Here is an 11,537-nt window from a genome sequence, read left to right on the forward strand (position 1 = left end):
GAGGAGCGTCAGACGGTCTTGCTGTCCCGCTCTCCCTCCGGTTCCTCGCGGTCGGCCTCGAACAGGGCCTGAAGCTCGGCGGCGGCCTGGCGGGAGGTCTGGATCAGGCGGTTCTCGTCGTGGTGCACGGCGTGCTGCCGGATCAGGGTGCGCTCGTCATGCTCGCGGAAGGTGTCCAGCGTGTGGCGGGTTTCCTCCGGCGGCAGGCCCAGCGATTCCAGCACGCCGCCGGTCAGCCGCAGGCTCGAATCGTAGGTCTCGCGCACGAAATGCGTAACCCCGCGGTCCATCAGGAAATGGGCGTGGCGGCGGTTGCGGGCGCGGGCGTGGATGACGAGGTGGGGGAAATGGCGCGTCGCCAGCTCCACCACACGCAGCGACTGCTCCATGTCCTCCAGCGCCACCACCAGCACCTTGGCCTTGTCGGCCCCGGCGGCGCGCAGCAGGTCGAGCCGCGACGGGTCGCCGTAATAGACCTTGTTGCCGAACCGCCGCACGACGTCGACCTGCTCGGCGCTCTGCTCCAGCGCCGTGAAGGGGATGCCGCGCAGCCGCAGCACGCGCCCGACGATCTGCCCGACCCGGCCGAAGCCGCAGATCAGCACCGGCGGCTCCCCGTCCGGCGCGATGGTGTCGTAGGGGCGGACGGGCTTCACGATCAGCCTCGGCGCCAGCCAGCGCTCCTCCGCCGCGAAGACGAAGGGGGTGGCGATCATCGACAGGGTGACCACCAGCATGGCCGTCGCCGCCTGCCCCCCGCTCATCGCCCCGACGCCGACGGCCAACCCGAACAGCACGAAGCCGAACTCGCCGCCCTGGCTCAGCACGGTGGACAGCCGCGTCGAACCGCCCGGACGCAGCCCGGATAGGCGGGCCAGCCCGAACAGAGCCGCCGCCTTCAGCGCCATCAGGCCGAGCGCCAGCGACAGGTAGCGCACCGGCTCGGCCATCAGCGCCGCCACGTCGGCCCCCATGCCCACCGAGACGAAGAACAGGCCGAGCAGCAGCCCCTCGAACGGCGCGATGTCCGCCTGCACCTCGTGCCGGTATTCCGAATCGGACAGCAGCACCCCGGCCATGAAGGCGCCGAGCGACATGGACAGCCCCGCCCAGGCGGCGAACAGGGCGGTGCCCAGCACGATCAGCAGGGCGGTGGCGGTGAAGATTTCCGGCGTCCGGGCGCCGTCCACGATGCGCAGCACCGGGCGCAGCAGATAGCGCCCGCCGGCCAGGATCACCGCGATCGCTCCGCCGGCATTCAGCACGGCCAGCCACGCCGTCCCGGCGTCCGGCACCTCCCCGGCGCCATGGCCGAGCAGGGGCAGCAGCGCCACCGCCGGGATGATGGCGAGGTCCTGGAAGAGCAGGATGGAGAAGGCGCTGCGCCCGGCGTTGGTGGTCAGCAACTCCCGCTCCGCCAGCATGGGCAGCACCATGGCGGTGGAGGAGAGAGACAGGCCGAATCCGGTCACCGCGGCGGCGGCGGGGGAGAAACCCAGCAGGAGAATGGCGGAGGCGGCGATCACGATGGTTGTCACCGCGACCTGGGCGCCGCCCAGCCCCAGCACCGATCGCCGCATCACCCACAGGCGGGCAGGGCGCAGTTCGAGTCCGATCAGGAACAGCAGCATGATGACGCCGAGTTCCGAGACGTGCCGGATCGCCTCGACGTCCGTCACCAGCCCGAGCCCGCCCGGCCCGATGGCCAGCCCCGCGGCCAGATAGCCGAGCGGCCCGCCGAAGCCGATCCGCTTGGCCACCGGCACCGCCAGGACCACGGCGGCCAGCAGCACCACCAACGTCACGAAATCCGGCATTGGCCCCGTCCGCGCTGTGTCGAGGGACGGAATATGGGGGGTTCTTGCCCCCGGCAAAACATTGCCCCCTCCCTATCCCTCCCCCGCTGACGCAGGGGAGGGGACAAAACTCCCTCTCCTGCGAAGCGGGGGAGGGAAGGGGCCCGCGGCGCAAGCCGTGGGAAGGGTGGGGGCAAGCACGCCCCCTTACGACACCACGATCCGCGGCGCCGCTCGCGCCGGACCCTGCTCGCCGGCGATCTTCTCCCACAGGCGCTTGGCAATCCCGCGGTAGACCTTCGCGTGTTCCGACTCGGGCTGGGACACCACGATGGGCTGGCCCTGGTCGGAGGTTTCGCGGATGTCGAGGTGCAGCGGGACCTCGCCGAGGAACTCCATGCCCAGGTCGGACGCTTCCTTGCGGGCGCCGCCGTGGCTGAAGATGTCCGTGCGGTGGCCGCAGTTGGGGCAGCAGAAGTAGCTCATGTTCTCGATGATGCCGAGGACGGGCACGTCCACGCGGCGGAACATGTTCAGCCCCTTGCGGGCGTCGAGCAGCGCGATGTCCTGCGGGGTCGAGACGATCACCGCGCCGGCCAGCGGCACCTGCTGCGCCATGGTGAGCTGGGCGTCGCCGGTGCCCGGCGGCATGTCGACCACCAGAACGTCGAGCGTGCCCCAGTTCACGTCGCGCAGCATCTGCTGGAGCGCGCTCATCACCATCGGGCCGCGCCAGATCATCGGCGTGTCCTCGGCGACCAGGAAGCCCATCGACATCACCTTGATGCCGTAGTTCTCCATCGGCTCGAGGATCTTGCCGTCGCGGCTGGTCGGCCGGCCGGAGATGCCCAGCATGCGCGGCATGGACGGGCCGTAGATGTCGGCGTCCAGAAGCCCGACCTTCAACCCGTTCGCCGCCATGGCGAGGGCGAGGTTGCTGGCCGTGGTGGACTTGCCGACGCCGCCCTTGCCCGACGCGACGGCGACGATGGCCTTCACGCCCGGCACCAGCGGCTTCTGCTCCGCCGGCTGCCCATGGGAGTGGCCGCCGTGGGAGTGGCCATGCCCGCCATGGGAATGCCCGTGATCGTGCCCGTGACCCTGCTGCGGAGCGGCACCCTGCCCGGCGGGGCGGTGCGCCGTCAGGACCGCGGTGACCGACAGGACGCCCGGCAGGGCCTCCACCGCTTTCTCGGCGGCGTGGCGCACCGGCTCGGCCTGGGCGCCGCGTTTGGGGTCCACTTCGATCGAAAAGGCGACGTGCCCGTCACGCACGACAAGGCCGGAAAGCATGCCGAGGCTGACGACGTCCTTGCCCCGTTCCGGATCGACAACCGTCCTCAGAGCTTCAAGGACTTGAGCTTCGCTGACCTGCGCCATGGTTGAAAACTCCGCTTCCTTCCCGATATTGGCGGATATCCGTCGGTGAAATCCTTCCCCGAATGGGATGGGCACTATAGGGCCGGCGGACAATAATGGTAAAGGGATCGGACGGTCCGGAAACGATTTGTTTTCCGGAATTTCCGTCCCAAGAATTGAGAGAGCGCGAAGGGGAACGAACGGAATGCCGTGGAGCAATCAGGGAGGGGGCGGCGGTGGCGGCCCCTGGGGTCCTCCGCCGGGTGGCGGCGGTCAGAATCCGTGGGGCCGTCCGCCGGGTGGCGGTGGAGGCGGCGGTGGTGGCGGCGGCGGAGGGCCGCAGCCGCCGGACCTGGAGGATCTGCTGCGCCGCGGCCAGGACCGCCTGAAGCGGGTGATGCCGGGCGGCGTCGGCAGCGGCCGGGGCATCGCGCTCGTCGTCGGCCTGCTGGCCGTGGTCTGGCTGGCCAGCGGCATCTACCGCGTCGAGGCGGACGAGCAGGGCGTCGTGCTGCGCTTCGGCCAGTGGGTGCGCACCGAGCAGCCCGGCCTGCGCTACCACCTGCCGTCGCCCATCGAGACGGTGCTGATGCCCAAGGTGACGCGCGTCAACCGCATCGAGGTCGGCTACCGCTCGGCCGGCGACGGGCGTCGCGGCGACCGTGACGTTCCCGACGAGTCGCTGATGCTGACCGGCGACGAGAACATCATCGACATCGACTTCACCGTCTTCTGGGTCATCAAGGACGCGGGCGAGTATCTGTTCAAGATCCGCGACCCCGAGGCCACCGTGAAGAAGGCGGCGGAAAGCGCGATGCGCGAGGTCATCGGCCGCACCGACCTGCAGCCGGCCCTGACCGAGGCCCGCCAGCAGATCGAAACCTCCACCCGCCAGCTCCTCCAGGCCATGCTGGACGACTATGAGGGCGGCATCGAGGTGACGCAGGTGCAGCTGCAGAAGGCCGACCCGCCGTCGCCCGTCATCGACGCCTTCAACGACGTGCAGCGCGCCCGCGCCGACCGCGAGCGCGCCCGCAACGAGGCCGAGGCCTACCGGAACGACGTGATCCCGCGCGCCCGAGGCGACGCGGAGCGGCTGATCCAGGAAGCGTCCGCCTACCGCGAGCAGGTCGTGAACCTGGCCCAGGGTGACGCCGACCGCTTCCGCAAGGTGTTCGACGCCTACTCGACCGCCAAGGACGTGACCGCCAAGCGCATGTATCTGGAGACCATGGAAGAGATCCTGAGCGGCGCCAACAAGGTCATCATCGACGGCAACGCGCAGGGTGCCCAGGGCGTGGTTCCCTATCTGCCGCTCAACCAGCTCCAGCCTGCTCCGGCGCGGCCCGCCGGCCAGCAGCCGGCCCGTTGAGGAGGGATGCCATGAACCGCACTTTGTTGGTCGCCGGCATCGGCATCCTCGCCGCGGGCGTGCTCGCCTCGGCCTCGCTGTTCACGGTGAACGAGGCGCAGCAGGCGCTCGTCCTCCAGTTCGGCGAGCCGATGCGCGTCATCCGCGAACCCGGCCTGAAGGCCAAGGTTCCCTTCATCCAGGAAGTCCGCATCCTCGACCGACGCGTGCTCGACCTCGACCCGCCGGTGGAGCAGGTCATCCTGGCCGACCAGAAGCGCCTGGATGTGGACGCCTTCGCGCGCTACCGCATCCTGGACCCGCTGCGCTTCTACCAGACCGCCGGCAACGAGGCGGTGGCCGAGACGCGGATGAACGCCATCGTGAACTCGGCGCTCCGCCGCGTTCTCGGCAGCGTGACGCTGCTCGCCATCCTGTCGGACGAGCGTCCGCGCGTGATGAACGACATCCGCGGGCAGGTGAACGACGAGGCGAAGCGCTTCGGCATCGAGATCGTCGATGTCCGCATCCGCCGCGCCGACCTGCCGGAGGAGACCAGCCAGTCGATCTTCGCCCGCATGCGGTCGGAGCGTGAGCGCGAAGCCGCCGAGGCCCGCGCCCAGGGTCAGGAGCAGTCGCAGCAGATCCGCTCCCGCGCGGACCGCGAGCGCACCGTCATCCTGGCCGAAGCGCAGCGCGATTCGCAGATCCTGCGCGGTGAGGGCGACAACCAGGCGCTGAAGATGATCGCCGAGGCGACGTCGCAGGACCCGCAGTTCTACAGCTTCTACCGGACGCTCGAAGCCTACCGGAAGTCGCTGAACAAGGACGACACCACCATGGTGCTGTCCCCGAGCGGCGAGTTCTTCCGCTACTTCGGCGACATCACCGGCGGCGGCAACGGCCAGCCGGCGCCGGCTTCGGGCAATGGTGCCGTGCCGCAGCGGGCCCCGGCCCCGGCGACCGCCCAGCAGCAGTAAGACGTCGCGCTCGTCTCCCCCTCCCCCCGTCCCGGGGGAGGGGGTGGGGTGGGGGCTCCCGTTCTCCCACCCCGATTTTGTCTTCCCGCCCAGCCTTCCTTCTCGGAAATGCCGCTCGACCGATGACGGATTTTCTCACCGCGCTGGCCCTGGTCCTGGTGATCGAGGGCGTGCTCTACGCGCTGTTCCCGTCCGCGATGCGGCGTCTGATCGTCGAAGCGCTGACGATGCCGGAGAACCGGCTGCGTACCGTCGGGCTGGTGACGGCGATGGCAGGCGTCGGATTCGTCTGGCTTCTGCGCGGCGCCTGACACCCTTTTGCCGCGCGCGCGTCGCTGGACCCCGCCGCCATTTTCCGGCCATACTCCGACTTCTATACTCGCGCGTCCTCCGTGGCGGATGGGCTCCGTGCGCCTTTGCTTGAAGCGATGACGCGCGGGGATTACATCCGGCACACGGATCGGTGAAGCGCCCCCTCGGGCCGCGAGTCGCAGGACGCCGCGGGCCGATTGGAACAGATGGCCGATTGGAACAAGAAGGTGCCGGATGTCCGGCAGGGAGAGCTGAGTTGAACCCGAACCACCCCATCCACCGCGCCGAATCCGGCCGCCGGCTGCGCGTCGTGCCGCTGATCGCCGCTCTCCTGTTGGGGCTGTCCGCCGCCGTCGGCACCCCCGCCATGGCCCAGTCGCGCCCGGCGCCGACCAGCTTCGCCGACCTGTCGGAAAAGCTGCTGCCCGCCGTGGTCAACATCTCCACCAGCCAGGCGGTGCCGCAGCGCCAGCAGGGCGCCCGTCCCGAGATGCCGCAGTTCCCTCCGGGCTCGCCGTTCGAGGAGTTCTTCCGCGACTTCTTCGACCGTCAGCAGCAGGACCAGCCGCAGCAGCCGCGCAAGTCGACCTCGCTCGGCTCCGGCTTCATCATCGACGCCAAGAACGGCTACGTGGTCACCAACAACCACGTCATCCAGGACGCCGACGAGATCACCGTCATCCTGCAGGACGACACCAACATCAAGGCGGAGCTGATCGGCAAGGACCCGAAGACGGACGTCGCCCTGCTGAAGATCACCACCAGCCACCCGCTGGTCGCCGTTCCTTTCGGCGATTCGGACGCCATGCGCGTGGGCGACTGGGTGCTGGCCATCGGCAACCCGTTCGGCCTGGGCGGCTCGGTCACCGCCGGCATCATCTCGGCCCGCCAGCGCGACATCAACGCCGGCCCCTACGACGACTTCCTGCAGACCGACGCCTCGATCAACCGCGGCAACTCCGGCGGCCCGATGTTCAACCTGAACGGCGAGGTCATCGGCATCAACACGGCGATCTTCTCGCCGTCGGGCGGTTCGGTCGGCATCGGCTTCGCCATCCCGTCCAACCTCGCCAAGCAGGTGGTCGCGCAGCTCCGCGAGTACGGCAAGACCCGCCGCGGCTGGCTGGGCGTGCGCATCCAGGGCGTGACCCCGGAGATCGCCGAGAGCCTGGGCCTGCAGGGCCACAAGGGCGCGCTGGTCGCCTCGATCACCCCGAACGGCCCGGCGGCCAAGGCCGGCATCCAGGCGGGCGACGTGGTGACCAAGTTCGACGGCAAGGAAATCAACGAGATGCGCCGCCTGCCGCGCGTCGTTGCCGAAACGCCGATCGACAAGGCCGTCCCGATCGAGGTGTGGCGCAAAGGCAAGTCGCAGCAGCTCCAGGTGAAGGTGGGCGAGCTTGAGGCCGCCGAGGAATCGGGCCTTCTCGCCGCCAACCCGGAGGAGCAGCGCCGCCAGCCGCAGCAGGCCCCGGCCCAGAAGCCGACCGAGACGCTGGGCCTGAAGCTTACCAACATCACGCCCGAGCTGCGCCAGCAGTTCGAGATCAAGCCCGAGTTGAAGGGCGTCGTGGTGACCGAGGTGGCCGGCAACTCCACCGCGTCGGAGAAGGGCATCCGCGCCGGCGACGTCATCATCGAGGTCGGCCAGGAGGAGGTCCGCAAGCCGGAGGACGTGACGTCCAAGATCCAGAAGGCCAAGGAGCAGGGCAAGAAGTCCATCCTGCTGCTGGTGGACCGTCACGGCGACCTGCGCTTCGTCGCCATCCCGCTCAGCCAGGGCTGATCCGGGGGCTGTCCCCAAACGAAAAGGGCACCGGCGGGAGACCGCCGGTGCCCTTTCGCTTTGTGAGGTGCGTTGGTGGACGGTCAGCCCTCCACGAACTCCCCGATCCGGTAGCCCTGGGCGAACAGCAGGGCGGTGAGATCGCCATGGTCCACACGGGCGCGGGCCTGGGCGGCCACCGTCGGTTTGGCGTGGAAGGCGACGCCCAGCCCGGCGGCCAGCAGCATCGGCAGGTCGTTGGCGCCGTCGCCGACGGCCATCGTCTCGACGGTCGGGACGTGGCGCTCCCCGGCGTAGGCGAGCAGGGCCTCCAGCTTGCTGTCCTTGTCGAGGATCGGCTCGACCACCGCGCCGGTCATGACGCCGTCCACCACCTCCAGCACGTTGCCGCGGTCGTCGTCGAAGCCGACCCACTGGCGCACCCGCTCCGTGAAGCAGCGGAAGCCGCCGGAGACCAGAACGCAGGTCGCCCCGTTGGCGCGCATGGTGGACACCAAAGTCCTGGCGCCGGGCATCAGGGTGGCGCGCTGCCACACCTCGTCGACGACGCTCTCGTTCAGGCCCTTGAGCAGGGCGACCCGCTCGCGCACCGCGCCCTTGAAGTCGATCTCACCATTCATGGCGCGGGCGGTGATCGCGGCGATGTGGTCCTTCAGCCCGACGTAATCGCCCAACTCGTCCAGCATCTCCTGCTCGATGATCGTCGATTCCATGTCGGCGACCAGCAGGCGCTTCTTCCGGTTGCTCGGCTTCTGGGCGATCACGTCGATGGCAAGGCCGTCCAGCGCGCGGCGGACGGCGGCTTCGGCCTGCTCGGGCACCAGCCCTTCCTCGGCGATGTCGCAGGCGCGGTCCAGCGCCAGCCAGTCCGGCTTGGCGGTGTCGGCTCCCAGCGCGGTCAGGGACGCGCGGGCGGCCTGCACGGCCTGCTCGTCGAGAACGGCGGAGGCGGCGGCGATCAGCGTAACGACAGCGCTCATGGCGGGGCGATCCTGGAAGAGCCGTGGGGAAGGGCGCGCGCGCTCCCTAGCACAGCCGGGAGTTTGCGCCAACCCACTCCGCCAAGCGTCGTAGACATTCCGCGCCGGGGACCCGCGCGCCTCCCGTCGCGTTTCCGCTCAAATCGCGGGAGGGTTCGTCCATGATCCAGCGGCCTGCCACCCTTCTCACCCCGTCCATATTCGCTTTCACTCTGCTGTTGGCCGGATGCGGCGCCGGGACCGATCTGGCGCAGCGACCTCCGCCCGGCTATGTCGGCGACGTGGCGGCGCGCGTCTCCGCGGTGGATTGGGCGCAGGCCCGCCCCGTGACGGTTCAGTTGGACGAGTTCCGGTTCCAGCCCGACCGTCTGGCCTTCGAGCGGGGAACCCCGTACCGCCTGACGCTGGAGAACCGTGGCAACGTCGCGCACACCTTCACCTCCGAAGGCTTCTTCAAGGCCATCGCGGTGCGCCGGGTCACCACCGCGCAAGGCGCCGTGGAGACGCCGGCCCTGGTGAATCTGGAGATTCCCGCCGGCCAGACCGACGTGGTGGAGTTCGTTCCGGTCGAGGCCGGAACCTACGACCTGGCCTGCCACGAACCGCTGCACAGCGGCTTCGGCATGACCGGGACGATCACGGTTCGCTGAGGTCCCGCACTGGTCGTTCTTGCCAAGCCGAGCCTTCCCCTGCCATACGCTGTAGCCGGAGGAACGTCAGGCAAGGCGACATGGCAGAGGACAGCCCGCGCAACCGGGATGTGCAGCACCGGCATGTGGTGGTGATCGGCGGCCCGACAGCCTCGGGCAAGTCGGGCATGGCGCTCGACATCGCCCTGGCGCGCAACGGCACGGTCATCAACGCCGACAGCATGCAACTCTACGCCGAGTTGGACGTGCTGACCGCCCGTCCGGGGGCGGAGGATCTGGCGCAGGCCCCGCACCGCCTCTACGGCGTGCTTTCCGCGGCGGAGCGCGGGTCCGCGGCGCGCTGGCGCGACATGGCGCTGGCCGAGATCGCCGCGGTCCACGCCGCCGGGCGCCTGCCCATCGTCGTCGGTGGCACCGGTCTCTACCTGCGCACTCTGATGGAGGGCTTGAGCGCCGTTCCCGCCGTCCCGGACGAGGTCCGCAAGGCCGCCCACGCCCGGCTCCAAAAGCTGGGGGGCGAGGCGTTCCGTGCGGAGCTGGTGAGCCGCGACCCGACCTCGGCCAAGCTGAACCCCGGCGACACCACCCGCCTGACCCGCGCCTGGGAAGTGCTGGAGGCCACCGGCCATCCGCTGTCCCACTGGCAGACCCAGCGCGCCGAGGGCGCGCCGGAGGGGCTGTTGTTCTCCGTGCTGGTGATCGACCCGCCGCGCGACGCGCTTTACGCCAACTGCGATCGCCGCTTCCGCGTGATGATGGGGCAGGGGGCGCTGGAGGAGGTGCGGCGGCTCGACGCGCTTGGCCTCGCCCCCGACCTGCCGGCGATGAAGGCGCTGGGCGTGCCGGAACTGCGCGACCATCTGCGCGGCGCGCTGACCCTCGACGAAGCCATTGCGCTGGCTCAGCAATCGACGCGCCGCTACGCGAAGCGGCAGGTCACATGGTTCCGCCACCAGCTCGCGGCGCGGCCTCCGGCCTCCGCGCTGCATGGCTGCCATACGATCAATTCGCTCTACACAAGACCACTTAGTGAAGCAATACTGACCTATCTTGAAACGACGTTGCGTCGTTGACCCTCAGGAGGATTGAAAGTGACGGTCGATTGGGGAAACGTGTTTGCCGGTCGCGTCGCCGGTATGGGAGCTTCGGAAATCCGGGAGTTGCTGAAGCTGCTCGAACGGCCGGAAATTATCTCCTTCGCCGGAGGCATCCCGGACCCCGATTTCTTCCCGACCGCGGCCATCGCCCGCGCCTATGAGAAGATCTTCCAGTCCAACAGCGGGGCCGGCGGCGCGCTTCAGTACACCATCAGCGAGGGCTTCACGCCGCTGCGCGAGTGGATCTGCGCCTATCTGGGCCGCCGCGGCATCCAGGCCGGGCTGGACGAGGTGCTGGTGACCAGCGGCTCGCAGCAGGCGCTGGAGTTCGTCGGCAAGCTGCTGATCGGGCCGGGCGAAAAGATCCTGGTGACCCGCCCGACCTATCTCGGCGCGCTCCAGGCCTTCTCGCCCTACGAGCCGCAGTATCTTTCGGTTCCCGGCGACGCCGAGGGGCCGGACCTCGCCGCGGTTGAGGCGGCGCTGGAGCAGAAGCCGAAGTTCTTCTACCTCGTCCCCGACTTCCAGAACCCCAACGGCACGACGATCTCGCTGGCCCGCCGCGAGGCGCTGCTCGACCTCTGCGCCAAGCACGGCGTGCCGATCGTCGAGGACGCCGCCTACACCGAGCTGCGCTACGAGGGCGAGCCGATCCCGTCCCTCGTCGCGCTGGATGCCGCCCGCAACGGCGGGAAGATCACCAACGTGCTCTTCTGCGGCTCCTTCTCCAAGACGATGGTGCCGGCGCTGCGCGTGGGCTGGATCAACGGCCCGGCCGAGGTCATCAACCGGCTGGTCCTGATGAAGCAGGCCGGCGACCTGCACACCAGCACCATCAACCAGATCGTGCTGCACGACGTGGTGTCGCAGAACTTCGACAGCCACATCCGCCGCCTGCGCGCCGGCTACAAGGAGCGCCGCGACGCCATGCTGACCGCGCTGGACGAGTTCGCCCCGGCCGGGGTGACCTGGACCAAGCCGGAAGGCGGCATGTTCGTCTGGATCGAGCTGCCGGAGGGCACCGACGGGGTGGACCTGCTGGCTCGCGCCATCAAGGAGGCCAACGTCGCCTTCGTCCCCGGCTCGGCCTTCCACGCCGACCGCTCGGGCAAGAACACGCTGCGCCTCAGCTTCTCCAACAACAACCCGGAACGCATCCGCGAAGGCATCCGCCGCCTCTGCGGGCTGCTTCAGACCGTCGCGGCGTAACCTCCGCCCGTCGTCGC

General features: G+C 69.4%; 10 protein-coding genes. 7 read left to right on the forward strand and 3 right to left on the reverse strand.

The genetic code is table 11. The annotated features are described in order from the left end of the window. Window positions 1–8 precede the first annotated feature (8 nt). Both FBZ83_RS15665 and apbC read right to left on the reverse strand, forming a co-directional pair. Window positions 9–1,817, reverse strand: a complete 1,809-nt coding sequence (locus FBZ83_RS15665) for a monovalent cation:proton antiporter-2 (CPA2) family protein (RefSeq protein WP_145684523.1) — start codon at window positions 1,815–1,817, stop codon at window positions 9–11. A gap of 186 nt (window positions 1,818–2,003) precedes the next feature. Next, window positions 2,004–3,176 carry an iron-sulfur cluster carrier protein ApbC gene (gene apbC / locus FBZ83_RS15670; protein WP_145678336.1) on the reverse strand — a complete coding sequence of 391 codons (1,173 nt, stop codon included), beginning with the start codon at window positions 3,174–3,176 and terminating at the stop codon, window positions 2,004–2,006. A gap of 184 nt (window positions 3,177–3,360) precedes the next feature. Here apbC and hflK point away from each other — a divergent pair, with 184 nt between their 5' ends. The 4 genes from hflK to FBZ83_RS15690 all read left to right on the forward strand — a co-directional run bounded on the left by hflK (window position 3,361) and on the right by FBZ83_RS15690 (window position 7,584). Beyond that, window positions 3,361–4,527 (forward strand): FtsH protease activity modulator HflK, encoded by a 1,167-nt coding sequence (hflK, locus tag FBZ83_RS15675; RefSeq protein WP_038528604.1) that lies wholly within the window; start codon window positions 3,361–3,363, stop codon window positions 4,525–4,527. An 11-nt stretch (window positions 4,528–4,538) separates the two neighbouring features. Continuing rightward, on the forward strand, window positions 4,539–5,486 hold the full coding sequence (hflC, locus tag FBZ83_RS15680; protein WP_145684524.1) for a protease modulator HflC: 948 nt from the start codon (window positions 4,539–4,541) through the stop codon (window positions 5,484–5,486). Window positions 5,487–5,608: 122 nt separating this feature from the next. Continuing rightward, window positions 5,609–5,797, forward strand: a complete 189-nt coding sequence (locus tag FBZ83_RS15685; RefSeq protein WP_014239988.1) for a DUF2065 domain-containing protein — start codon at window positions 5,609–5,611, stop codon at window positions 5,795–5,797. A 257-nt stretch (window positions 5,798–6,054) separates the two neighbouring features. Then, on the forward strand, window positions 6,055–7,584 hold the full coding sequence (locus FBZ83_RS15690) for a DegQ family serine endoprotease (protein WP_014239989.1): 1,530 nt from the start codon (window positions 6,055–6,057) through the stop codon (window positions 7,582–7,584). A gap of 83 nt (window positions 7,585–7,667) precedes the next feature. On the opposite strand, the gene serB is transcribed toward FBZ83_RS15690, so the two are convergent. Beyond that, the gene (gene serB / locus FBZ83_RS15695; protein WP_145684526.1) at window positions 7,668–8,564 is read right to left on the reverse strand and encodes a phosphoserine phosphatase SerB; all 897 of its coding nucleotides are present in this window, start codon (window positions 8,562–8,564) and stop codon (window positions 7,668–7,670) included. A gap of 161 nt (window positions 8,565–8,725) precedes the next feature. Between serB and FBZ83_RS15700 the strand changes: the two genes are divergently transcribed. The 3 genes from FBZ83_RS15700 (at window position 8,726) to FBZ83_RS15710 (ending at window position 11,520) form a co-directional block, all read left to right on the forward strand. Further along, complete coding sequence (locus FBZ83_RS15700) at window positions 8,726–9,214, forward strand: cupredoxin domain-containing protein (RefSeq protein ID WP_145684529.1); 489 nt, start codon at window positions 8,726–8,728, stop codon at window positions 9,212–9,214. Between the two features lie 80 nt (window positions 9,215–9,294). Then, window positions 9,295–10,287: a tRNA (adenosine(37)-N6)-dimethylallyltransferase MiaA gene (gene miaA / locus FBZ83_RS15705; RefSeq protein ID WP_145684531.1), complete on the forward strand. Its 993-nt coding sequence runs from the start codon at window positions 9,295–9,297 to the stop codon at window positions 10,285–10,287. 87 nt (window positions 10,288–10,374) lie between these two features. Beyond that, complete coding sequence (locus tag FBZ83_RS15710) at window positions 10,375–11,520, forward strand: PLP-dependent aminotransferase family protein (protein WP_348982508.1); 1,146 nt, start codon at window positions 10,375–10,377, stop codon at window positions 11,518–11,520. The last annotated feature ends 17 nt before the right edge of the window (window positions 11,521–11,537 follow it).

It is taken from the genome of Azospirillum brasilense, from assembly GCF_007827815.1.
Taxonomy (GTDB): domain Bacteria; phylum Pseudomonadota; class Alphaproteobacteria; order Azospirillales; family Azospirillaceae; genus Azospirillum; species Azospirillum brasilense_C.